General features: G+C 55.9%; 20 protein-coding genes and 2 tRNA genes. 12 read left to right on the top strand and 10 right to left on the bottom strand.

From position 1 onward, the window contains the following. The first annotated feature begins 26 nt into the window (after nt 1-26). Nucleotides 27-425 (top strand): DUF488 domain-containing protein, encoded by a 399-nt coding sequence (locus AFERRID_RS10465; RefSeq protein WP_225981969.1) that lies wholly within the window; start codon nt 27-29, stop codon nt 423-425. Nucleotides 426-446: 21 nt separating this feature from the next. Here the strand turns inward: AFERRID_RS10465 and AFERRID_RS10460 are convergent, their stop codons facing one another. Further along, the gene (locus AFERRID_RS10460) at nt 447-1,136 is read right to left on the bottom strand and encodes a Crp/Fnr family transcriptional regulator (RefSeq protein ID WP_113526760.1); all 690 of its coding nucleotides are present in this window, start codon (nt 1,134-1,136) and stop codon (nt 447-449) included. Between the two features lie 207 nt (nt 1,137-1,343). On the opposite strand from AFERRID_RS10460, the gene AFERRID_RS10455 reads away from it, so the two are divergent. The 10 genes from AFERRID_RS10455 to AFERRID_RS10410 all read left to right on the top strand — a co-directional run bounded on the left by AFERRID_RS10455 (nt 1,344) and on the right by AFERRID_RS10410 (nt 14,126). Continuing rightward, nucleotides 1,344-2,504, top strand: a complete 1,161-nt coding sequence (locus AFERRID_RS10455) for a CmpA/NrtA family ABC transporter substrate-binding protein (protein ID WP_113526761.1) — start codon at nt 1,344-1,346, stop codon at nt 2,502-2,504. 266 nt (nt 2,505-2,770) lie between these two features. Beyond that, nucleotides 2,771-4,177 carry an MFS transporter gene (locus tag AFERRID_RS10450; protein ID WP_126605164.1) on the top strand — a complete coding sequence of 469 codons (1,407 nt, stop codon included), beginning with the start codon at nt 2,771-2,773 and terminating at the stop codon, nt 4,175-4,177. Nucleotides 4,178-4,297: 120 nt separating this feature from the next. Continuing rightward, complete coding sequence (locus AFERRID_RS10445) at nt 4,298-5,542, top strand: alginate export family protein (protein ID WP_225981968.1); 1,245 nt, start codon at nt 4,298-4,300, stop codon at nt 5,540-5,542. A 241-nt stretch (nt 5,543-5,783) separates the two neighbouring features. Next, a complete protein-coding gene (nirB, locus tag AFERRID_RS10440; protein ID WP_113526763.1) occupies nt 5,784-8,234 on the top strand; it encodes a nitrite reductase large subunit NirB in 2,451 nt (816 codons plus the stop codon). A 10-nt stretch (nt 8,235-8,244) separates the two neighbouring features. Continuing rightward, nucleotides 8,245-8,565, top strand: coding sequence for a nitrite reductase small subunit NirD (gene nirD, locus AFERRID_RS10435; RefSeq protein ID WP_113526764.1), 321 nt, complete (start codon nt 8,245-8,247; stop codon nt 8,563-8,565). Further along, nucleotides 8,562-11,348 (top strand): nitrate reductase, encoded by a 2,787-nt coding sequence (locus tag AFERRID_RS10430; RefSeq protein ID WP_126605163.1) that lies wholly within the window; start codon nt 8,562-8,564, stop codon nt 11,346-11,348. The genes nirD and AFERRID_RS10430 overlap by 4 nt, the downstream gene beginning before the upstream one ends. Beyond that, on the top strand, nt 11,345-12,373 hold the full coding sequence (gene ybiB / locus AFERRID_RS10425; RefSeq protein ID WP_172959368.1) for a DNA-binding protein YbiB: 1,029 nt from the start codon (nt 11,345-11,347) through the stop codon (nt 12,371-12,373). The genes AFERRID_RS10430 and ybiB overlap by 4 nt, the downstream gene beginning before the upstream one ends. A 14-nt stretch (nt 12,374-12,387) precedes the next feature. After that, nucleotides 12,388-13,176 (top strand): uroporphyrinogen-III C-methyltransferase, encoded by a 789-nt coding sequence (gene cobA / locus AFERRID_RS10420; RefSeq protein WP_113526767.1) that lies wholly within the window; start codon nt 12,388-12,390, stop codon nt 13,174-13,176. Between the two features lie 10 nt (nt 13,177-13,186). Further along, on the top strand, nt 13,187-13,543 hold the full coding sequence (locus AFERRID_RS10415) for a sirohydrochlorin chelatase (RefSeq protein ID WP_113526768.1): 357 nt from the start codon (nt 13,187-13,189) through the stop codon (nt 13,541-13,543). A gap of 4 nt (nt 13,544-13,547) precedes the next feature. Further along, a complete protein-coding gene (locus tag AFERRID_RS10410; RefSeq protein WP_113526769.1) occupies nt 13,548-14,126 on the top strand; it encodes an ANTAR domain-containing response regulator in 579 nt (192 codons plus the stop codon). A 535-nt stretch (nt 14,127-14,661) separates the two neighbouring features. On the opposite strand, the gene AFERRID_RS10400 is transcribed toward AFERRID_RS10410, so the two are convergent. The 5 genes from AFERRID_RS10400 to AFERRID_RS10380 form a co-directional block, all read right to left on the bottom strand. Continuing rightward, nucleotides 14,662-14,735: transfer RNA gene (locus AFERRID_RS10400), tRNA-Cys, on the bottom strand. 40 nt (nt 14,736-14,775) lie between these two features. Beyond that, nucleotides 14,776-14,850, bottom strand: a tRNA-Gly gene (locus AFERRID_RS10395). Nucleotides 14,851-14,872: 22 nt separating this feature from the next. Beyond that, on the bottom strand, nt 14,873-15,463 hold the full coding sequence (gene pgsA, locus AFERRID_RS10390; protein ID WP_113526770.1) for a CDP-diacylglycerol--glycerol-3-phosphate 3-phosphatidyltransferase: 591 nt from the start codon (nt 15,461-15,463) through the stop codon (nt 14,873-14,875). A 2-nt stretch (nt 15,464-15,465) separates the two neighbouring features. Beyond that, nucleotides 15,466-17,337, bottom strand: coding sequence for an excinuclease ABC subunit UvrC (gene uvrC, locus AFERRID_RS10385; protein ID WP_113526771.1), 1,872 nt, complete (start codon nt 17,335-17,337; stop codon nt 15,466-15,468). A gap of 32 nt (nt 17,338-17,369) precedes the next feature. Further along, the gene (locus AFERRID_RS10380) at nt 17,370-17,672 is read right to left on the bottom strand and encodes a gamma-butyrobetaine hydroxylase-like domain-containing protein (protein WP_113526772.1); all 303 of its coding nucleotides are present in this window, start codon (nt 17,670-17,672) and stop codon (nt 17,370-17,372) included. Nucleotides 17,673-17,762: 90 nt separating this feature from the next. Between AFERRID_RS10380 and efp the strand changes: the two genes are divergently transcribed. Continuing rightward, nucleotides 17,763-18,323, top strand: a complete 561-nt coding sequence (gene efp / locus AFERRID_RS10375) for an elongation factor P (protein ID WP_113526773.1) — start codon at nt 17,763-17,765, stop codon at nt 18,321-18,323. A gap of 52 nt (nt 18,324-18,375) precedes the next feature. On the opposite strand, the gene AFERRID_RS10370 is transcribed toward efp, so the two are convergent. The 4 genes from AFERRID_RS10370 to AFERRID_RS10355 are packed head-to-tail and all read right to left on the bottom strand — an operon-like array spanning nt 18,376 to nt 22,553. Beyond that, nucleotides 18,376-18,843: an FtsB family cell division protein gene (locus AFERRID_RS10370; protein WP_225981967.1), complete on the bottom strand. Its 468-nt coding sequence runs from the start codon at nt 18,841-18,843 to the stop codon at nt 18,376-18,378. Beyond that, nucleotides 18,797-20,077 (bottom strand): phosphopyruvate hydratase, encoded by a 1,281-nt coding sequence (gene eno / locus AFERRID_RS10365; protein ID WP_126605161.1) that lies wholly within the window; start codon nt 20,075-20,077, stop codon nt 18,797-18,799. The genes AFERRID_RS10370 and eno overlap by 47 nt, the downstream gene beginning before the upstream one ends. Further along, nucleotides 20,074-20,919 carry a 3-deoxy-8-phosphooctulonate synthase gene (kdsA, locus tag AFERRID_RS10360; protein ID WP_113526774.1) on the bottom strand — a complete coding sequence of 282 codons (846 nt, stop codon included), beginning with the start codon at nt 20,917-20,919 and terminating at the stop codon, nt 20,074-20,076. Before kdsA ends, eno begins: the two co-directional genes overlap by 4 nt. Further along, complete coding sequence (locus AFERRID_RS10355; RefSeq protein ID WP_113526775.1) at nt 20,916-22,553, bottom strand: CTP synthase; 1,638 nt, start codon at nt 22,551-22,553, stop codon at nt 20,916-20,918. Before AFERRID_RS10355 ends, kdsA begins: the two co-directional genes overlap by 4 nt. Nucleotides 22,554-22,657 lie beyond the last annotated feature (104 nt).

Raw genomic sequence — 22,657 nt, 5'->3', positions numbered from 1 at the left:
CCCGAATGAACGGGCAGGGACATAAAATGACTCCGGACCACGCTCAGCGCATTGCCATCACCACCTGGCGCGTTTACGCGCATCCCCTCCCCGCAGGCTATCACGTCCTGGCGGAACGCCTCTGGCCCCGTGGCTTGCGCAAGGCCGACCTCCCGCTGGACGCCTGGCCCAAAGATCTCACTCCCAGCACCGCCCTGCGTCAGTGGTTCGCCCATGATCCGGTACGCTGGGATGAGTTCCGCAAACGTTATCTGGCGGAACTGGCGGAACAACAGGAGACTGCCCGCGCGCTCCTGACTCAGGCCGCTGGTTCGCCCCTGATTCTGCTGTATGCAGCCCACGACCAGGAACACAACGGCGCGTTGGTGCTCCGCGATTTTTTACAGTCTTTGGTGAAATCGCCCCCGATGCGGCTTGGGCAGTGAAAGGACACGAATGCCATCGTCTCAGTGCCCGCCGGCCCAGCGCCGTAAGGCAAGAGGATCGGGAATGCTGATCGTCCGTTGTTCCACTTCTATGAGTCCTGCCTTACGCATTCGGGACAACACCCGCGACAGCGTCTCCGGCGTCAAGCCCAAACGCGCCGCGACCGCCGCTTTCTTGGCGGGGAGTTCAATGACCGCGGGGTTATTGACTACCGGACACAACTCCAGCAGATAGCTGGCCAAGCGCTGCTCTGCCGACTCCACACTCAGATGACGCAGCTCCTTGACCAAAAAATGCAGGCGCATACTGAGCCGCGCCAGCATCTGCCGCATCAACTGGGGCTTTTGCTCCAGAATTTCTAGAAACAATGCGAGCGGAATTTCCAGAACTGTCGTCGGCCCATCTGCTGCAGCAGTGACCGGATAACACCCGCCTAGAAAAGCAACTGCTTCGGCAAACAGATCGTTTATCTGAATGATTTCGACGATTTTTTCCTGTCCGGTGGCGGCGGCGGCAATCAGGTGGATACGACCAGAAAGGACCAGATAAAACGCGTTTGCGGTCGCCTTTTCGACAAAGAGAATATCGCCCGAGCCCAAAGTGACCTTTTTGCTTTGTGTCAGTAAGGTATTCAGCAACGCTTCGGGCCAGGCCGAAAAAAGCGAAGTTTCACGCAGGAGTGATGATGCATTGTCTGCGATTGCTTCCATCAAAATGTGTTCTCATCGGAAAAAATGCAGGATAGTCATCACTTGGCGGCACCGCAAGTGCAAGAATCACCGATCAGGCACTTCCGACCTCAACAAGGCTGGCCCAAGAATTGCTTCATAACCCTGCAGTCTGGACAATGAAGTCCTCGCGCACCCACTATGGGGCGCGAGGTTTTTTTGTAATAACGTCGGGTACTGGGAGGAAAAATGAGCGGTGAGAATCTCAACATAGGTTTTGTCGCACTGACGGATAGCGCACCCTTGATTGTGGCTCGTGAGTTGGGTTTTTTTGCGGCTGAAGGACTCGCAGTGAGTTTGCAACAGGAGCCTTCCTGGGCCAGTTTACGTGACCATCTGCTCTTTGGAGATCTGGTTGCTGCCCACGCTCTGGCGCCATTGCCTATGGCGGCAACGCTGGGAATTGCTTCCCCCAGAATACCGGTGAGTACGGCGCTGACGCTCTCCCTGAATGGAAATGCCATTACCGTCAGTCATGCTTTGCACCAACGGCTCCGCGATACGGGATATACGGGAGAGGAGCATGTCCTCGCCGCTGCCCGGGCGTTGCGCCGCATTATTCAGACAGAGCCTGCGAAAAAATTGCGTGTTGCCGTCGTTTCTCCGGTGTCCAACCATCATTATCAACTGCGGCACTGGCTACGTGCAGCTGGTATCGATCCGGACCAGGATATTCAAATCACCGTGGTTCCGCCTCGCTATATGGTCGCCGCGTTGCGCGCTGGAGAAATAGATGGTTATTGCGTGGGGGAGCCTTGGGGAAGTCTGGCAGCTGCAGAAAACGTGGGTATTCCGATTGTCAGCAGTTACGCACTCTGGAATAACCTGATGGAAAAGGTATTAGCCGTACGGAATGACTGGTCACAGCGCGAGCCCGACTTATATCTGGCAATGATTCGAGCCATCCTGACCGCCAGTCATTGGCTGGATAACCCTCAACACCGTTTAGAAGCGGTACCCTGGGTTGCCGCAGCCATTGGGGTTCCTCGGGAAGTTGTGGCCATGGCATTAAGTGGTAACGTACCAGGCCTGACTCAGCAGGAGGATTTTCATGTATTTGCGCGTTACTCGGCCAATTTTCCCTGGCATTCCCATGCGATGTGGCTGGCTCGACAAATGCAGACGGCTGGTCAATGGCCTCAAGGTGTGGATAGCGAGACATTGATTCCACAGGTATATCGTTGCGATATCTATCGGCAAGCAGCAAAAGTGCTGCAGATTCCTGTTCCAAAAACGGATTTTATCGACTGGGGAAACCACGCCAAATCCTGGCAGGTCCAGAGTGAGGAAGGGCATCCTATTACCATGGGCCCCAACCTGATTTTTGATGGGAGCACCGTCACACCCTGAGCTGGGGCGCACCATCATTGTGCCCCGTTTCAGGGAATATGCACCAGATTCGCCCATTCATTGCCAGCAGGACCATTGCAAAAAGACCCTGTCCAAGACCTTAACATACTGATTCATGGTAGCCAATAAATTCTGGCATGAAAAATGCTGAACACAATTAAGCACTGTTCACCGATGAACAGCGTTTTGGGACGAAGGCGTTCCTGGCTCAGATGAGCCGGGAGCGCCTTTTTCTTTGAATTTTATCAGCGCTCGAGGGATGCACCATGAAAGAACTTTTGACTATGCTCCGTAGTGGAAACTGGCGCGCCTTGGTCGCCAGCTTTCTGTATTTCGATACGGGTTTTACCGTCTGGTTGTTGTATGGCCCACTGGCCCCCTACATGATTCATTCCTTGCATCTGACCGATGCGGAACAAGGCTTTTTAGTCGCGGTACCCATCCTCTCTGCAGCGATTTTGCGGGTGGGTATGGGCAATCTTTACCAAAGTATGGATGGCCGCTGGCTGGCGATGGGTGGTGTCGCGCTATCTGCTATTCCGCCTCTCTTCCTGCTGATCCATCCTGGAGTACCCAGCTACTCGTTGCTCATAGTGCTTGGTGTATTACTGGGCGTCGGCGGAGCCAGTTTTGCAGTTGCCCTGCCCATGGCCGGAAGCAATTATCCCGCTAAAGTGCAGGGAACCGTATTGGGCATAGCTGCTGCTGGAAACATTGGAGCGGTTCTGGATGGATTTCTGTTTCCGCCTTTGGCCGCGCATTTTGGCTGGGCACACGCAACGGCTGCTGCCCTGCCCTTGCTGGCTCTGGCCGGTGTGAGCCTGTTTTTCTGGGGTAAGGATAGCGCCGCCAAAAGTGGTCGGGCAGGACCCGCATTGTTGGGCTTTGTGGTTACTCTAGCGGGCTTGTCTCTTCTGGCCGTAGCAACACCTATGGGATGGCTGGGATTGCAGGGTAAATCCGCCCTCCTGATGCTACCCGTATATGGCGTACTGCTGACGGGGATTTTTCTCCCGCGACGCTATCGACTGGCCCTCCGCGAACGAGATACCTGGGTAATTATCCTCATATACGCCATCACCTTCGGTGGATTTGTCGGTATGTCTGCTTATGTCAGCCTGCTTTTGGTTGCTCTTTACCTTTTGCCTAAAATTGATGCCGGTATGTTGATGGCATTATTTGCTTTTACCGGAGCTATGTTGCGGCCTCTGGGCGGCATGGTTGCTGACCGGATCTCGGGCGCAGCTGCGCTACGCTGGTTTTTAGGCGGTATCGCCCTGATGGATATCCTGTTTGCAACCTGGACACCCCCTCTGAATCTGGCCATCTTTTTTTTACTGATCCTATATGCCTGCTTCGGTCTGGGAAATGGTGCCACGTTTCAACTGGTTCCCCTGCGCTGGCCTGAAAAAACGGGCATCATGACCGGCATTATTGGTGCTGCGGGTGGAGTGGGGGGCTTTTATCTGCCCGTTATTCTGGGTATCACCAAGCAGGAAACCGGCACTTATCATCTGGGCTTTGCCTTCTTCGCCGTGCTGACGAGCATTGCACTGGGGCTGGTATTCGTTCTGCGCCAGCAGTGGTTAAGCTGGTCTCATCATGGAACGATGGCTGTAGCCATGGAGGAAACGCCCTCAGCTTTATCCGAAGCTAACGCCGTTACTGACTGAGTTTTCACTAAAGTCCCTCATCACAACTTGCGGTTTTTCCAGATGCGTTTGCTGACGCATCGGGAGTTCTGCGCTCTTTATCCATGATTTCATGGCTAAATTTATTCTGGAGACCAGATCATGCCTTCTCTAAAAAAAACTGCTGTGCATCTCGCCGTTATGAACGCTCTACTGATCACTTTGGCAGGAAGTTGGGCCGGCGCAGACACTCTGAGCGATGCCATTACCCAAGGTCAGGTTCATCTGGATTTTCGTCCTCGTTATGAATTCATGTCACAAACCGAGAAAAAAGATGCAAATGCCTTTACCGTACAGACGCTACTGGGCCTCAGCAGCAAACCCATTGCCGGTTTCAGTGCTGATTTGCAGTTCATCAACGTAGCGGGCATCATCAATCAGTACAATAGCTTACGCAATGACAAAACGGCGTATTCTGTCATTCCCGATCCGAGTGAAAGCAACATCAATCAGGCCTATCTGCAATTTGCCGGTATTCCTGCATGGAAACTGCGTGCAGGTCGGCAGGAAATCAATCTGGATGATGAACGTTTTGTTGGTGCTGTGGGTTTCCGCCAGACTCCGCAAACTTTTGATTCAGTATCCATCTCTGGAAAACCCTTGGAGGACCTAGCGATTTACGGCGCCTATATATGGCGCATCAAGAATATACTGAATGAAAATGTGCCATCACAAACCATGCTCAGCGAAATCAGCTGGTCACCCTCTTCGTTGATTCACACACAGGCTTTTGGCTATTGGTATGGCAATCAGGCCCATAGTGCCATACCCGGTGCCGCCGCCTGTTTTTTGTCTGGAAATGCTCAGGTGTGCAACAGCCAAACGCTGGGGTTGCGGGTCGAAGGCGCCATTCCTCTCGCCCATGGCTTAAAACTTCCCTACGATCTGAGCTATGCCCGCCAGTTGCCCTATGATAGGGGTAGTGCCGACGTCCATGCCTCCTACTATCACCTGGGTACCGGATTGGTCCTGCCATCAGTTGCAGTCCATGCCAATTACATGGTGATGGGCGCCAATCCTCAGGGTACCTACGGCTTTCAGACCCCATTGGCCACCAAGCACGCCTTCAATGGTTGGGCAGAGGTATTCCTTACCACTCCCCCAAAGGGGCTGCGTAGCCTCTACTTTAGCGTCGCCGGAAAAATCATGAAAACCCAACTGATGGCCATCTATTACGATTTTCAGGCCGATCATGGTACTGCCCATTACGGAAATGAGTTGGATCTATCCGTAACCCATGGCTTCTCCAGACATTGGAGTGCCGGGGTGCAATATGCTGACTATCGGCGGAGTACCTATGGGGTCAATACCGAAGGGGCCTGGGTGTTTGTCGATGCGAAATTCTAGTCGGGCAGCCCGATCCGCCGCACCAATATGGTGCAGCTGCACCATACCTTGCACTGATATTTATCAACCCGATTAAAGTTCTAAAACTTAACAAACTGTTTTTATTACGATCAATTCCAGGCATGTCTATTGCTTAACAGATTGCAAAACGATTCGCGAGAGTCGTCACCATGCAAAACGGCAAAGGCGTCGTCAGCAATTCAGCTGACTGACGCCTTTTTTCTATTTTGGGAGCCCAGCAATGCACAGTCTGACTACAGTTTCACAGAAACCTCGCCTGGTCGTTGTTGGCAATGGCATGGCCGGCATCCGTGCGGTCGAAGAACTCTTGAAAATGGCACCTGATCTTTATGACATCAGCGTGTTCGGTGCCGAACCCCATCCCAACTACAACCGGATTCTCCTGACTCCGGTGCTGGCAGGGGAAATGGCCCTGGAAGAGACCATTCTCAATCCTCTGGACTGGTACGCCGAGCATCATATTTCGCTGCATACTGGCAATCCGGTGACCAGCATTGATCGGGTCAAACGTCTGGTTATCAGCGCCGACGGCAAAGCCACGCCCTATGACCGCTTGCTACTGGCAACCGGTGCAGCCGCCGCCATGGCTCCCGTACCTGGAAATCATTTGCCGGGCGTACTGAGTTATCGGGATATGGCCGATGTGGAGGCACTAACGAAAAGCAGCGCGCTCGGCGGGCAGGCCGTGGTCATCGGTGGCGGCCTGTTGGGGCTGGAGGTAGCCCATGGTCTGCGGACAAGGGGAATGGAAGTCACCGTCATTCATCGTCGGGCTTGGCCTTTGGACAAACAACTGGATCAACGGGGTGGCGTTCTTTTGCAAAAAGCCATGGAAGCCAGGGGCGTCCAGTTTTTACTGGGTAAGGAAACGGCAGAAATTCTGGGATCGACACATGTCACAGGGCTGAGTTTTACCGATGGCTCGGAAATGCAGGCGGATGTGCTGGTCATGACCATCGGCATCAAACCGCGCATCGAACTGGCCCAGGCTGCAGGCTTACAGTGTGAAACCGGCATTTTGGTCAATGACACCCTGCAAACCTACGATCCACGCATTTATGCGGTGGGAGAATGTGTCCAGCATCGCGGTCAGACCTATGGACTGGTAGCCCCCCTTTTTGAACAGGCCAAAGTGGCGGCCAATCATTTGGCAGAGTACGGACGGATGCGTTATCAGGGCTCTGTCACCAGCACCAAGCTCAAGGTTACCGGCATCGAACTGTTTTCCGCAGGGAATTTCATGGGCGGCGAAGATTGCGAAGAAGTTACCTTGCTGGATGGCAGTCAGGGCGTATACAAAAAGGTCATTCTCCAGGAAAACAAGGTGGTTGGTAGCTTGCTCTACGGAGATACCAGCATCGGTCCCTGGCTGTTTCAACTCATGCGAGATGGCACTGATGTATCGGCCTTTCGGGACAATATTGTTTTTGGTGAAACCCATCTGGGGGATGCCGGTCATGCCGGAGAAAACCAGGCGACACGCCTGCCGGACACCGCCGAAATTTGTGGCTGTAATGGGGTAGCCAAGAGCAGCATTGTCAAAGCTATCCGTGAACAGGGTTTATTTACTCTCGACGATGTACGTACATGCACCAAGGCCAGTGCTTCCTGTGGTTCATGTACTGGCCTTGTGGAACAGCTACTAGCCAGTACCCTCGGCGGTTTTTATGACAGCACCCCGAAGAAAAAGGCTCTGTGTGGCTGTACAGAACTCAGTCATCAGGAACTGCGCGACGCCATCATCAAGGAAAAGCTCCTCTCGGTTCGCCAGGTCTTTGATTATCTGGAATGGCGCCATCCTGCCGGCTGCGCCACCTGCCGTCCAGCCGTCAATTACTATGTGCGGACAGCCTGGCCCATGGATGGTCTGGACGATCCCCAATCCCGCTTCATCAATGAGCGGGCCCATGCCAATATTCAGAAAGACGGTACCTATTCTGTCATTCCGCGCATTTACGGGGGAGTCACCAGTCCTGCGGAACTGAAACGTATTGCGGAAGTTGCTGAGCGCCATCACGTCCCCATGGTGAAATTTACCGGCGGACAGCGTCTGGATCTGCTTGGGGTAAAAAAAGAGGATCTGCCCAAAATCTGGGCCGATCTGGATATGCCTTCTGGCCATGCCTACGGTAAGACTTTACGTACCGTCAAATCCTGTGTGGGCAGCGAGTTTTGCCGTTTTGGAGTGCAGGATAGTACCCGCCTTGCCATTGAACTGGAAAAAAATCTCGAACGCATGTGGGCACCCCACAAGGTCAAGCTCGCAGCATCTGGTTGTCCACGCAATTGCGCCGAAAGTACCATCAAGGACATGGGGATCATCGGCGTGGATTCGGGCTGGGAAATCTATGTGGGTGGGAATGGCGGCATGAAAGTGCGCGCTGCTGATCTGCTCTGCAAGGTAAAAACCCACGAGGAGGTTCTGGAAATGGCCAAGGCTTTTTTGCAGATGTATCGAGAGAATGCCCAATACCTGGAACGCACCGCGCCCTGGGTAGAACGGGTCGGACTGGAGCAGATCAAAGCCACGATAGTCGACGACACCCATGCCCGCAAAACCCTGGCAGAACGCATGGATTTTGCCCTGTCTCAGGAAAAAGATCCCTGGAAAGAGGCCGTATCCGGTCGTCTGGATATTCACGCGGCACCCCTGCGCCGTATCCCGGCCTGAGGAGAACAACATGGAATGGATGGCATTAGGCACTCTTGAAGAAATTCCCGCTTGGGGTGGTCGTTATGTAGAAACCCCGGAAGGTCAGATAGCGATTCTGCGCAATGAAAATGATGAAGTTTTCGCGGTCAGCAACCAATGTCCCCATCGCGGCGGTCCTCTGTCCGAAGGCTTCGTATCTGGAAAACTGGTTTTTTGCCCCTTGCACAACTGGCAAATTGATCTGGAAAAAGGCGAAGCTGTGGCACCGGATTCCGGCTGCGTCAAAAGATTTCCCATCCGGATGGAAGGCGAGCAGATTTGGCTGGGCTTGCAGGAAATAGCGCCATGAGCCTATTGCGCGCGCAACAATCAACCTCCCTGCAGCGCCTGGAAAGCAAATCTGTTTGCCCTTACTGTGGGACTGGCTGCGGCGTCATCATAGAACATGATGGTCAGCAAATTACCGGCGTACGCGGCGATCCCGATCATCCTGCCAATTTTGGCCAGCTCTGCAGTAAGGGCAGCACCCTGCATCTCAGCTGTCAGGGTAATGATCGAGCCGGTGAGCCGCTTCGGCGTGACCGTCTCAGCGGAGACTGGACAGCACTTACCTGGTCGGACGCGCTCGCACAAATGGCGAGCAGTTGGGCAGAAATCATTCACCGGCAGGGACCCCAGGCCGTCGCCCTTTATGTTTCGGGGCAACTCCCCACGGAAGACTATTATGTTGCCAACAAACTGGCCAAAGGATTTATTGGCACCAATCATATTGATACCAATTCCCGGTTGTGTATGGCTTCCGCTGTCACAGGTTACAAACTCAGCCTTGGGATGGATTCCGTTCCCTGTGCTTATGAAGATCTGGAGGAAACCGATTGTCTGTTTATCGTCGGTGCCAATGTAGCCTATGCTCACCCCATTCTGTTTCGGCGGATTGAAGCAGCCAAATTGCGTCGCCCGGAACTCAAAATTATCGTCGCGGATCCACGTCGCACCCCCACGGCATCCATCGCTGACATTTTTTTACCCCTGCAACCAGGTACGGATGTCGCACTGTTCCACGGCATGCTCCATATCCTGATTTGGGAGGATCACATTGACCGGGATTATATCACAACCCATACCGAAGGCTGGGAAGAACTCAAGGCCCGCGTTCAGAATTATACCCCGCAACGGGTCGCCGAAACCTGCCATATTCCCGAAGCGGAGCTCCGCGCTGCTGCCCAGGCCTTTGGAAAAGCTTCCAGCGTCCTCTCTCTTTGGTGTCAGGGACTCAATCAATCCAGTCATGGTACGGACAAAAATGTCAGTCTCATCAATTTGCATCTGGCGACCGGGCAAATTGGTCGTCCCGGAGCCGGGCCTTTCAGCCTCACCGGACAGCCCAATGCCATGGGTGGCCGGGAAACAGGCGGCATGCCCGCGCTGCTTCCCGGTCATCGGGAAGTTGCCAATCCCGAGCACCGTTCCGAAATGACCGCCCTCTGGGAGATTTCCAGCATTCATCCCCAACCAGGCTACACCGCAGTCCCCCTGTTTCAGGCTATGGAGCGGGGCGAAATTGAGAGTATCTGGATCAGTTGCACCAATCCGGTATTGTCCATGTCCGATCAACAGCAAGTTCAGAGGGCCCTGAACCGTGCCCGGCTAGTCATTTTGCAAGATAGTTACCTGGGCACCGAAACCGCCGACTATAGTGATCTGCTCCTGCCCGCAGCCAGCTGGGGAGAACGGGAAGCGTTGATCACCAATTCCGAACGGCGCATCAGTCATCTTCACGCAGCCGTACCCGCTCCTGGAGAAGCGCGCCCCGACTGGATGATTTATCGGGATTTCGCTTTTGCCCTGGGAGAAGCGTTGGATCAACTCCAGCATCCCCTCCCCGATCATCGGGATAGCAGTTGGCATGACCGGGCACAGCGTCTGTTCGATTTTCCAGACTCTGCCAGTATTTTCCGCGAATATCAGCGCTGTACCCAAGGACGGGATCTGGACATCAGCGGTCTGGACTTTGCGCTTCTGGATAGCCAGGGGCCGCAGCAATGGCCCTTCCCGACTGGGGCCAGGAGTGGGCAAGAGCGCCTTTATAGTGATGGTATTTTTCCTACTCCCAGTGGTCGCGCCCGTTTTCACGCTCCGGAGTTTCAGGGAGTTGCCGAAGAAATTGATGCCCGCTACCCTCTCCGGCTCACGACCGGCCGTTTGCGCGATCAATGGCACTCCATGAGTCGTACCGGTAAGGTTGCTGCACTGTTTGCCAGTGACGAGGAGGCTTTTCTGGAAATACATCCGGAAGATGCGCAACGGCTGCAACTCAAAAACGAGGATCTGGCCCGGGTTATCAGTCGGCGTGGTCATAACGTGTTCCGGGTCCGTATTCAACATAATCTGCAGCCAGGGCTGGTTTTTGCCCCCATGCATTTTGGTCGGCGCTTTGCGCCTGCTGCTCTTTGCAACCAGCTCACTTTGCCCGCCATTGATCCCGTTTCCGGGGAGCCCGAGTTCAAACACACTGCGGTTCGCATAGAACCGGCAATTTTCCCCTGGCAGGGCACGCTCCTGCGCCTAAACAGCGACGAAGCACATTTCCAGGCCGCACAGCGTATTGCCAGACACTTTCCCTATGCTAGCCTTAGCCGAATACGCCAGGACCGACGGGAAGGCTTCATTTTGCGCCTTGCCGGAGAAGAAGCTCCAGCCATTCGGGATATTCATGCCTGGGACCGGGCCCTGGGAATGGACGGTCTGGAGGTGCTGGATTATGACGATGCCCGTCGCCATGTCCGCAAACGCCTGTGTATGCAGGGCAAACAACTGCTGGCTGCACGTCTTTTTGGTGAAGATGGCACGCGCGACTGGCTGCGCGAACTGCTGCTCAGTGGTACCAATGTCGATGCTTTCCGTCATGCCCTCTTGGCACCCAAAGTACCCCCAGATGTGGCGGCCTGGTCGCGTTCACGCGGCATTTGCGCCTGCACGGGGGTGAATGAAGAACAGCTGCGGCAAAGCATTGCGGCTGGCAATATCACCTTGAAGCAGATCGCCCAGGATTGCGGCGCCGGCGGTGAATGTGGTTCCTGCAAACCGGAAATCATGTCGATGATTCGCATGGTCCATCAGGAGGCATCATGACTGCGAAGTTGAATATGACCAGCATCATCGGCCGCGTCGCCCGAGGGAGTGAACATGCGGAGGACCTGAGCTACGCAGAAGCCAAAAACCTGTTTACGGACTGGCTGCACGGCGACTTACCGGAACTGGCCATGGGCGCCCTATGGACGGCCTACCGTATCAAGGGCGAGAGCGTCGAAGAATTACGCGCTTTTGTACATGCTCTGGAAGCAGATATTGAACCCATCGCTTTCCAGCACAACTGCCAGCCGGTCATTTTCCCCAGTTACAATGGTACCCTGCGTGGGGCCAATCTCTTGCCGCTGCTGGCGATGACCCTGACCCGCTGCGGCGTACCGGTACTGATGCATGGGTTCCCTGTTGACCATAATGCCAATAAGTACTCATGGACTGACCATGATCCATCCGGGCGAGTACACAGTGCCGACATTCTCCGTGAATTTGGACTGGCCAGCGCGGAAAATAGCCACCAGGCCAACAGCCTTCTGCATCTTCAGGGTCTCAGTTACCTGCCGGTGGACACCCTCCATCCAGGTCTGGGCAAGATGCTGGCCTTGCGACAGCAGCTCGGTGTGCGATCCAGCGTACACACTATCGTCAAGCTGTTTAACCCCTTCCAGGATCACGCCGTACATTGTGCCGGCGTGACCCACCCGCCTTATCTGCTGCGTCTGCAGGAATACTTCCAGCAGGAACAAAATACGGCACTCATTTTGCGGGGAAGCGAGGGGGAATGTTTTGCCAATCCCAAGCGCCGCCCGGATTTGCAAGTTTGTCGGCAGGGCGAATCTGTTCTCTGGATAGAAAAAGACACGCAGCCCTTGCAACAAATTCCAGCGCTGCCCGAAAACTCTGGTATCTCGTCTACCTGTCGCTATATGGAAGCCGTACTGGACGGACAATTGCCGCTTCCTTCTCCTTTGGTCGATCAAGCATTGTGCCTGCTTTGCCTTAGTGGCCGCTGCACAGATATGGACAGTGCCCATCACCATCTTGCTCACCACTTTTCCCATTACGCAGCCTGAGCCGGAGCCTTGCCATGTCATTCATCACCTCCCTATTCCCAGTTTCCATCGTGGGTGCCGGTCCCGGCGATCCGGAACTCCTCACCCTCAAAGCAGCACGGCGCATTGCAGCTGCCGATATCATTTTTTATGATGCCCTCGCCAATCCCTGTCTGCTCAACATGGCGTCAGCAGGGTGTAAAAAAGTGGAAGTGGGTAAACGGGGCGGGCAGGACTCTACCTCACAGATGCGTATTCATGAGCATTTGATCCGCTCTGCCCAACAAGGCTTGAAGGTTGTCCGTCTGAAGGGAGGAGATCCATTTCTCTTTGGGCGCGGAGGTGAAGAATGTCTGGCTCTGCGCGCCGCCCATATCGATTACGAAATCATCCCCGGCATTAGCAGCGGAATGGCGGCAGCAGCTTATGCTGGCGTACCGCTCACCCATCGCCATCGTAGTCAGTCCGTCATTTTCCTGACGGGACACGAGGCTAGAGGCAGCCACCCTCCAGACTGGTCACGCTATGCCAGGGCGGCAGATACCTTGGTCATTTACATGGGCATCGAACGAATATCCGATATCTGTCAGGGATTAATAGCGGGCGGTTTGGCTGCCGAAACCCCCTGTCTTGCGGTACAATGGGCGACCATCACGCAAAAACAGGTACAGGCGCCCTTGCAGCAATTCAGTGTAGCGATCCAGGCAGCGGAGCTGGGCAGCCCGGCAATTCTAATTATTGGCGCTGTTGTGGGATTAGCAGATATTTGTGCGTGGTTTCCCGGAGAACCGACTTTATCCTCACAGCGCCTGCAACAACCTTAAGGGAGCGCGCATGACAGACGTGCAATTTCTGCTGGCACACGGTTCCCGTAATCCCCAGTGGCGAAAACCTTTTGAGCAGATCGCCGAAAGACTACAGCTCGCCCATCCAGAACGACGGATCGTATTGTGCTATCTGGAAATGTGGGAACCGTCTCTGGATCAGGCCATACGGGAGGCCTATGTATTGGGCTTCCGCCACTTTCGCATTTCCCCCTTGTTCTGGAGTAGCGGTCGTCATTTACAGGAAGATCTACCAACACTTATTGAACAGGTTCAGAAAGTTTTACCCAATTGCTTCTTCCAGGTAGAGGGGCCCATCGGCGAATCAGAAATCATCATCCAGGCCGCCTTGCAAGCGCTACAATGAGCCCATGCGTCGCATCGTCCTGATCGACAATAATGTGGAGCGTGCAGAAATCCTCCGGGATGCCCTCGCCAGTGAGGGGCAGATTGTCGTGGATATTTTTGGCTGGTCAGCGCTTTCCTGGCAACGTCTGGAAAATCTGCAGCCCGATGTCATCATCGCCGAAGCGGGCAGCCCCGAACGAGACGTGCTCGAACACATCGTGTTCCTCAGCGAAACCCTGGAACTACCGGTCGTCGTGCTGGGCGCCCCTGAAGATGAAGACACCATGCGCCGGGCTATTCGTGCTGGTGTTGCCGCCTATGTTGCCCACGGCATTTCCGCCCAGGATATTGCCCCTATTCTCAAGGTGGCGGCGCTCCGCTATGCCGAATATCGGCAATTACGCAAAGAACTCAAAGACACCCAAAATGCCCTCGCCGAGCGCAAGCAAATTGAAAAAGCCAAGGGCATCCTCATGCGCGACTTGCAGATTGACGAAGCCGAAGCCTATCGGCGCATGCGGCGGCTCGCCATGGACAAGGGTAAAAAACTAGGAGAAATTGCAGAAATGGTAATTACGGTGGGCGAAGCAGGCAGTTCTTGATCTCTTAGCAGAGATCCACTGGATCACATTTCACCCCAATCCGCCCTTAATCACGACAAATCATCCACAGTGACTGCCGTTTTCAGGATCAAATAGACAGTTGGCCAGCATTATTGATCTTGCCTGCAATAACAATGCTCTTTATGATTCCTTTTCATTTCACACTGGGTCATGACACGTGCATAATCCCATGAATTTTCTCCAAAAGTTGCTGCGTCCCGGAATCCCGGCAGCTATTTTCTCCGCCTCCTTTTTGGTGCCAGCACCCCTCTGGTCAAAATTCTTCTAACCTCAGTCAGTCCCTGGATGCTCGCGGCCCTTCTTTATTTGGGGTCAGGTCTGTGACTGAGTTTATATCGACTACTGCGCCGCAGTCCGCGCGCCCATTTATCGCGTGCAGACACCCTCTGGTTTGGGGCCTCCGTACTGGCCGGAGGTGTCATCGCTCCGGTGCTGCTCATGTTCGGACTGCAAGGCGCGGCGGCATCCAATGCCTCCTTGCTGCTCAATGCCGAATCCGTTTGTTGTTTTTGTTTGGAGGCTGGGGCCGGAATCGAACCGGCTTCCACGGCTTTGCAGGCCGCTGCATGACCATTCTGCCACCCAGCCTTAAAAGAAAAGGGAAAGACCGAACGCTTTCCCTCGATTATGGAGCGGGAAACGAGGCTCGAACTCGCGACCCCAACCTTGGCAAGGTTGTGCTCTACCACTGAGCTATTCCCGCATGGCCACAGAGGTTACCGGGGTCACCGCTCCCTGTCAAGATGAGCCCCGCTACTGCCCTGTAGGCTGGGCCAGGCGGCGCGCAAGTAGCCCACCATACTCCAGAGTGTCATCGCCGCCGCGACGATCAGGAGAGCGGTCCCCAGAGTGCGTGCGGACAATCCCCGCACCGGGCGCTCGTAGACCAGCAGCAGGATCGAAATCATCTGCGTGGCTGCCTTCGCCTTACCCAGCCAGGAGACGGCCACCTTTTTGCGCTCACCCACCTCGGCCATCCACTCACGCAACGCTGACACGGTAATTTCCCGGCCGACGATGATGCTGATCAGGATACCAGCCAGGAGTGCCGGTATCTCTCCGGAGGAGGCAATGAGCACCAGTGCGGTAGCCACCATGACCTTATCTGCAACCGGGTCGAGAAAGGTACCGAAAGGCGATACCCCCTGATAACGCCGGGCGAGGTAGCCATCGGCCCAATCGGTAATCGCCGCCACCGCAAAAACTCCGGTGGCACCGAAAGTGCGCATGTCGCCCCCCCAGTAGAAGAGCGCCACGAAAATAGGCACCAGCCCGATGCGCAGAATGGTCAGGAAATTGGGCAGCCGTTTTATCACAATCAGGCACGTCCTACGTGAAAGAAATCATATATCCGCTGCGCGAGCTCCAGATGGATACCCTCTACGCGCTGCAAATCCTCCATACCGGCGTCACGAATACCGCGTAAGCCGCCAAATGCGCGTAACAACGCCACCCGCCGTTTCGGCCCGATCCCGGAGATGCCGTCCAGATCGGATTCCTGCCGTGCTTTGCCGCGGCGCGCGCGGTGACCAGTAATAGCAAAACGATGGGCTTCGTCGCGGATTTCCTGAATGACCAGCAGTGCCGGATCATCATCGTCCAATTGTCGCGGGACCGCCCATCCGGGGATATGCAGCATCTCCAGCCCTGGACGCCGCGCCGTCCCCTTCGCCACCCCGCACAACTGGATGCAACCGATCTCCAATGCGTCCAGAGCCGCCTGCGCACGAGCCACCTGTCCAGCACCACCGTCAATGAAGACGATCTCCGGCAAGACCAGGCCCTCTTTCTGCAGTCGCCCATAGCGGCGGTGGACGGCCTGCTCCATAGCCGCGTAATCGTCACCGCCCCGGATATCGCGAATATTGAAGCGGCGATATTCGTTCTTCAGTGCCCCATCTTCACCGAAAACCACACAAGATGCCACAGCCACCTCGCCCCGGGTATGACTGATGTCAAAACACTCTACTCGCTGCGGCGTCTCCGGGAGTTCAAGGAGCTTCTGCAACAGGAGCATGCGCCGCCGTCCCGCGCTGGCCGTCTGCGCCCTCTGGCGCAACGCCCCCATGGCGTTGGTCAGCGCTAACGCCATCCAGCGCTTGCGTGGACCGCGCTGGGGCTGATCGATCATGACCCTGTGCCCGGCTTCGCTGCCCAGCGCCTCCGCCAGGGAGGCTGGTGAACGCGGCAGCACATTGACCAGCAGATTCCCCGGCACCTCTTTATCGCTGTAGAACTGCATGAGAAAGGCTGCGAGTACGTCCGGCGCGCGCACTTCTTCGGTATGCCGCGGAAAAACGGAGCGCCCGCCCAACTGCCGTCCATTGCGGATAAAACTGACGTACACCACCCACTGCCCATTCTCTTGTGCTGCCGCCAGCACATCAAAATCGCCGCCACCCGCCTGCGCCACATACTGACGCTCCTGAATCTTGGACAACGCGGCGATCTGGTCACGGCGTCGCGCTGCCTCCTCGAAATCCAGTCGCTCAGCCGCCGCTTGCATACGCGCCCCCAGACTGCGAATCGCTTCGTCGCTCTTTCCTTCCAGAAAGCGAATCGTGTCCGCCACATCCCGCGCGTAGTCCTCGCCGCTGATATGCCCAACACAGGGGCCGCTGCAACGACGAATCTGGTACTGCAAACAAGCCCGGCTGCGGTGATGAAAAGTATGATCCTCGCAGGTCCGCAATCGAAAGGCTTTCTGTAGCAGCACCATACTCTCACGTAACGCAGTAACGGCCGGATACGGACCGAAGTAGTGCCCTTTGCCCTTCTGCGCACCCCGGTGCAAACTCATGCGCGGCGTGTCGTGACCGGTTTCTATGAACAGATAGGGGTAACTCTTGTCATCGCGCAGCAGGATATTGTATGGCGGGTGGTGGCGCTTGATGAGATTGGCCTCCAGCACCAGCGCTTCCGTCTCTGTGTGGGTGACCACCACCTCCACCCGTGTTACCTGCGCCAACATCGCCAGCGTTTTTGGCGTATGGCGCTGCTTCTGAAAATAGGAACTCACGCGGCGCCGGAGATTGCGGGCTTTACCCACATAGAGCAGGCGACTGCCCTGGCCGAACATCTGATAAATACCGGGCTGGCTGGTCAACGTCCGCAGAAACTCTCCGGGAACGAAGGGTGTGTCCACGGCACCGTCAGTGTTCTCAAATTGCTCTACCTGTTCAGAATCCATAAAATCTCAGGGCTGCTCAATCCCCGCGGTACTCATTCAGCGTCCAGCCTGCGCAGATACTCCCATGTGAAAATCCCGGTATTGTGGCCATCACTGAAATGCAACTGCACCGCGTAATGGCCTACCGGCACCACCTCCACAACACTCACATGCTCCTTGCCGGTGATGATCTGCGCCTGATCGGGCGTGTGCCCTTTGCACTCCGCGCAGGGACACTCTACCCGCAGGTGTTCGAAGGTCAGGCGGCTGGTATGTCCGTCGGCCCAGTCGACTTCCATGACGCGGCTGATCATGAGGGGGCGAATCTCCAGGGGCTGGGTACGGGGATCGGACATGATTACCTCTCAAGGGACCGGGCTGGTCAGAAATATGCCTCTAGGGTACAATCCACGCCCTCTAAAGGGAATGCCCAGAAGGACTATAGTATGAAGATTTCCGCCTTTGATATCCGCCCCGGCAATATTCTCGAATATGAAAAGGGGCTCTGGCGCGTACTCAAAACCGATTTCGTCAAGCCTGGCAAAGGCGGCGCCTTCGTGCAGGTCGAGATGAAAAATATCGAGACAGGCACCAAGTCCAATACGCGCTTCCGCTCGGGAGAAACCATGGAGAAAGCCGTCGTCGAACCCCGTACCATGCAGTATCTCTATACCGATGCCACCGGGTATGTCTTCATGGACAATGAGAACTTCGAGCAACTCATCCTCAGTGAGGACCTGCTCGAAGGACAGACAGGTTATCTCCTTCCCAACACTGAGATTCAGGTCAACCTCCACAATGAACGACCTATCGGCGTTGAATTGCCGCCTGTGGTTATTTTAGAGGTGCGTGAAGCCGAGCCTTCCATCAAGGGGCAAACCGCTACCGGTTCCTACAAATCCGCACAGATGGAGACCGGCATTACGGTTATGGTGCCGCAGTTTGTGAACGCGGGTGAAAAAATTCGGGTGAATACGGTGGATGGCAGTTACATTGACCGCGCCTGACGGAGCATAACTGGACGGCTATACCACCGACCTGCAAGACGCCCGGCGCAGTTCACGACGCCTGAGTGCTGGTCCGTGCGCCGTCGAAGGCACCTTTGGCGGGTATCACCCAGACAAACACCTCTCCCTTGCTAACCATTCCGAGATGACGGCGGGCCAGTTCTTCGACGGCACGGCTTCCCGTTTGCAGGCTCGTCACCTGCGCTGCCAGAAGGTCATTGCGGGCTTCCAATTGCTTCAAAATCACCTGCTTGACTTCCAGTTTCCGGTGCAGGTTCGCCATATTCCACCAGCTACCCGCACCGAACCAAAGCGGATATTGCAGGGCACATAACACGGCAAAAAGCATGAAATCCACAAGGCGCATCTCTGCCTTGGCAGTATCCATCCAGTTTTTTACGCGCGCCCGGTAACCCATGCCGCAAAATCCTCGAAAATTTAATGGCCCAGCAAATATTCCATTAAATATCTTTTTAGTCGAGATTGTAAAAAGTTGCAAGGCCGGGATAACGGGCAGCATCCCCCAAATCTTCCTCGATACGCAATAGGCGGTTGTATTTCGCCACCCGATCGGTACGCGACAAAGAACCTGTTTTAATCTGGCCGCAACCCGTAGCCACGGCTACATCGGCCAGTGTGGTATCCTCGGTTTCTCCGGATCGGTGCGACACGATAGCCGTATAACTATGGACTTTTGCCATCTCGATGGCCGCCAGGGTTTCGGATAACGTACCGATCTGATTCAGTTTAATAAGGATGCTATTGGCGACACCGCGCTCGATGCCCTCACGCAGGATCGTCGTATTCGTTACGAAAATATCATCACCCACCAACTGCAAACGGTCACCAAGGCGGTCGGTGAGGGTGATCCAGCCTTCCCAGTCATTCTGATCCATGCCATCTTCAATGCTGATCAGTGGATAACGATCAGCCAGCGCCGCCAGATAATCCACGAACTGGGCACTATCGAGTTCACGCCTTTCGCTCGCCAGGTGATAACGTCCATCCCGATAAAATTCACTGGAAGCGACGTCCATGCCCAGCCAGATATCTTTGCCCGGCTGATAACCCGCCTTGTTGATGGCGTCCATGAGCAGCTCCAGGGCAGCCTCGTTGGAGGGCAGATTCGGGGCGAAGCCGCCCTCGTCGCCGACTGTCGTTGCCAGTCCGCGCGATTGCAGCACGGCTTTCAGGCTGTGGAACACCTCCACCCCCATCTGCAACGCCTCAGAAAACGACTCCGCGCCCGCCGGGATCAGCATGAATTCCTGCATGTCCACGTCGTTATCGGCATGGGCACCGCCATTGATGACATTCATCATGGGAACGGGCAACTGCAGCGGACCCAAGCCTCCGATGTAGCGGTACAAGGGCTGGCCAGCCGCGTGGGCAGCCGCATGGGCCGTCGCCAATGAGACGCTCAGGATCGCGTTGGCGCCGAGGCGTGCCTTATTTTCGGTGCCATCCAAGGCACAAAGAGCCGCATCAATATGCTCCTGCTCTTCGGCCTCCATGCCAAGAAGCGCATCCTGAATCTCGCCGTTGACGTGTTCAACGGCCTTGCGCACTCCTTTGCCGCCGTAGCGCTGGCCACCATCGCGCAACTCCACGGCCTCGCGCTCTCCGGTGGAAGCGCCACTAGGGACGATCGCACGGCCCATGCCGCCGTTATCCAGATAGACCTCGGCCTCCACGGTGGGATTGCCACGCGAATCGAGAACTTCATGGGCTTGGATGCGGACAATGGCACTCATACTAACTCCTCAGGGTGGTTTTCAGGGAAATCCTGGTTTTTTACAAGATGATCAATATGCTGGAGAATGCGCAACAGGTTCTCCATACGTCCCAGCGGCCAGGCGTTGGGACCATCAGACAAAGCATCCGCAGGATTCGGATGAGTCTCCATGAAGAGCCCGGACACGCCCGCCGCCACGGCGGCCCGCGCCAGCACCGGGATAAATTCGCGCTGGCCTCCGGATCGGTCGCCCTGACCACCGGGGAGCTGTACGGAATGGGTCGCATCAAAGACCACCGGGCATCCTGTCTGACGCATCACCGCAAGGGAGCGCATATCCGATACCAGGTTGTTGTATCCGAAGGAGGCGCCGCGCTCGCAGACCATGATCTGCTCATTGCCGGTAGCCTTGGCCTTGCTGGCGACGTGCAGCATATCCCAGGGCGCAAGAAACTGGCCTTTTTTGATGTTGACCGGCTTTCCGGCAGCAGCGACAGCCTGAATGAAATCGGTCTGTCGGCAGAGGAAGGCGGGCGTCTGCAGCACATCGACCACCTCCGCCACGGCAGACACGTCTTCTTTTTCATGAACATCCGTAATGATCGGCACCCCGACTTCCCGGCGGACCTTTTCGAGAATACGCAGTCCCTCGTCCATACCCGGCCCACGGAAACTCTGTCCCGAAGAACGGTTCGCTTTATCGTAGGAACTTTTATAAATAAAAGGTATGCCGAGGCGTGCGCAGATATCGCGCAGATCTTCCGCCGTGCGCAACGCCAGGGATTCACTCTCGATCGCACAGGGGCCTGCCATCAGAAAGAATGGATGCTGCAGACCTGCTTCAAAGCCACAGAGCTTCATGCCGAACCGTCCCGTTCCCGCTGGGCGATGGCGGCGCGCATAAAGGCGTCAAATAATGGATGCCCCTCACGCGGGTTACTGGTGAACTCCGGGTGAAACTGGCAGCCCAGAAACCAGGGATGGTCCGGCAACTCCACCACTTCCACCAGTTCACTGTCCGCGGAGAACCCCGTGTAACGCAACCCTGCCACAGCCAACGGTTCACGGTAACGGTTGTTGAACTCGAAGCGATGGCGATGGCGCTCGTGAATCCGCTCCTGCCCGTAAGCTTGCATTGCCAGACTGTCGGGTTCAAGGCGACATTCCTGCTCTCCCAGCCGCATGGTACCGCCGAGATTTCCCCCCTCCTCCCGGTACGCCTTGTGGCCTTCCGGGTCGGACCACTCGGTCATCAGCGTAATGACTGGGGCCGGAGTCTGAGGGTCCAGTTCGGTACTGTTGGCGTTCATCAGACCAGCACAATGCCGCGCAAACTCGACAACCGCGAGTTGCATGCCGAGGCAAATGCCGAGATAAGGCACCTTCCGCTCCCGTGCGTGGCGGATGCTGGCAATTTTACCCTCGGTGCCCCGCCCGCCGAAACCACCCGGTACCAGAATGGCATCCGCTTCCGCGAGTATCTCCGTTCCCTGCGTTTCGACTTCTTCCGCATCCACATACAGGAAGCGCACACTCCGTCGCGCCCGCAATCCCGCGTGAAGCAATGCCTCCGCCAGAGACTTGTAAGATTCGGTAAGCCCCACATATTTGCCCACCAAGGCAACCACCACCTCGCCTTCCGGGTGTTCGAGGGCGTTTATGATACCCTTCCAAACGGAAAGGTCCGGGGCTGGCAGATGTAGCCCGAGATTCTGCACCACCAGATCATCCAGACCCTGAGCATGGAACAGCAACGGAATGCGATAGATACTGTCGGTGTCGATCGCCGAAATGACCGCCTTTTCCGGCAGATTGGAAAAAAGCCCGATTTTGGCCCGGTGGTCGGCAGGTATGGGCCGGTCAGCACGACAAAGCAACACATCCGGCTGGATACCGATGGCACGCAGTTCACGCACCGAGTGCTGGGTCGGTTTGGTCTTCATCTCCCCGGCGGACGCCAGATAGGGTACCAGCGTCAGATGCATGAAGAGGGTGTCACCCCGTTCCTCCTCTACCGCCATCTGGCGGATCGCCTCCAGAAAGGGCTGCGATTCGATGTCGCCGACGGTGCCACCGATCTCCACCAGCGCCACATCCGCGTCCGCCGCACCCAACCGGATGCGCCGCTTGATCTCATCGGTGACATGGGGAATGACCTGCACCGTACGTCCCAGATAGTCGCCGCGCCGTTCTTTTTCAATAACGGTCTGATAAACCAGGCCGGTGGTGAAATTGTTACGCTTACCCATCCGCGTCGCGAGGAATCGTTCGTAATGCCCCAAATCCAGATCCGTTTCCGCGCCATCGGCGGTGACGAAAACCTCACCGTGCTGAAAGGGGCTCATGGTGCCCGGATCGACGTTGATATAGGGGTCCAGCTTGAGCATGGTGACCTTCAGCCCACGGGCCTCCAGCAGTGCACCAAGAGCTGCGCCAGCGGCGCCCTTGCCCAGAGAAGAAACCACCCCACCTGTTACGAAAATGTATTTGCTCATAGGACTCGCAGCGCGCGTTTAACCTGCGCATGGTAGCCAATTCAGACGTGCGGCACAACGCAAAATCACCTTTCTGCGGCAGCCCGGACGGGCTTCCTGCTGCC

The organism is Acidithiobacillus ferridurans (genome assembly GCF_003966655.1).
Classification (GTDB): domain Bacteria; phylum Pseudomonadota; class Gammaproteobacteria; order Acidithiobacillales; family Acidithiobacillaceae; genus Acidithiobacillus; species Acidithiobacillus ferridurans.
Note: the sequence above shows the minus strand (reverse complement) of the source record. Positions and strands in the feature narration are given on the sequence as shown.

Coding starts and splice junctions, on each gene's coding strand:
- AFERRID_RS10445 (WP_225981968.1), top strand. CDS start 4,298: ATGCCTTCTCTAAAAAAAACTGCTGTGCATCTCGCCGTTATGAACGCT.
- AFERRID_RS10415 (WP_113526768.1), top strand. CDS start 13,187: ATGACAGACGTGCAATTTCTGCTGGCACACGGTTCCCGTAATCCCCAG.
- AFERRID_RS10380 (WP_113526772.1), bottom strand. CDS start 17,672: ATGTCCGATCCCCGTACCCAGCCCCTGGAGATTCGCCCCCTCATGATC.
- AFERRID_RS10455 (WP_113526761.1), top strand. CDS start 1,344: ATGAGCGGTGAGAATCTCAACATAGGTTTTGTCGCACTGACGGATAGC.
- AFERRID_RS10370 (WP_225981967.1), bottom strand. CDS start 18,843: ATGCTGCCCGTTATCCCGGCCTTGCAACTTTTTACAATCTCGACTAAA.
- AFERRID_RS10465 (WP_225981969.1), top strand. CDS start 27: ATGACTCCGGACCACGCTCAGCGCATTGCCATCACCACCTGGCGCGTT.
- uvrC (WP_113526771.1), bottom strand. CDS start 17,337: ATGGATTCTGAACAGGTAGAGCAATTTGAGAACACTGACGGTGCCGTG.
- kdsA (WP_113526774.1), bottom strand. CDS start 20,919: ATGAAGCTCTGTGGCTTTGAAGCAGGTCTGCAGCATCCATTCTTTCTG.
- ybiB (WP_172959368.1), top strand. CDS start 11,345: ATGACTGCGAAGTTGAATATGACCAGCATCATCGGCCGCGTCGCCCGA.
- cobA (WP_113526767.1), top strand. CDS start 12,388: ATGTCATTCATCACCTCCCTATTCCCAGTTTCCATCGTGGGTGCCGGT.
- AFERRID_RS10410 (WP_113526769.1), top strand. CDS start 13,548: ATGCGTCGCATCGTCCTGATCGACAATAATGTGGAGCGTGCAGAAATC.
- AFERRID_RS10460 (WP_113526760.1), bottom strand. CDS start 1,136: ATGGAAGCAATCGCAGACAATGCATCATCACTCCTGCGTGAAACTTCG.
- efp (WP_113526773.1), top strand. CDS start 17,763: ATGAAGATTTCCGCCTTTGATATCCGCCCCGGCAATATTCTCGAATAT.
- AFERRID_RS10450 (WP_126605164.1), top strand. CDS start 2,771: ATGAAAGAACTTTTGACTATGCTCCGTAGTGGAAACTGGCGCGCCTTG.
- AFERRID_RS10355 (WP_113526775.1), bottom strand. CDS start 22,553: ATGAGCAAATACATTTTCGTAACAGGTGGGGTGGTTTCTTCTCTGGGC.
- nirB (WP_113526763.1), top strand. CDS start 5,784: ATGCACAGTCTGACTACAGTTTCACAGAAACCTCGCCTGGTCGTTGTT.
- eno (WP_126605161.1), bottom strand. CDS start 20,077: ATGAGTGCCATTGTCCGCATCCAAGCCCATGAAGTTCTCGATTCGCGT.
- AFERRID_RS10430 (WP_126605163.1), top strand. CDS start 8,562: ATGAGCCTATTGCGCGCGCAACAATCAACCTCCCTGCAGCGCCTGGAA.
- nirD (WP_113526764.1), top strand. CDS start 8,245: ATGGAATGGATGGCATTAGGCACTCTTGAAGAAATTCCCGCTTGGGGT.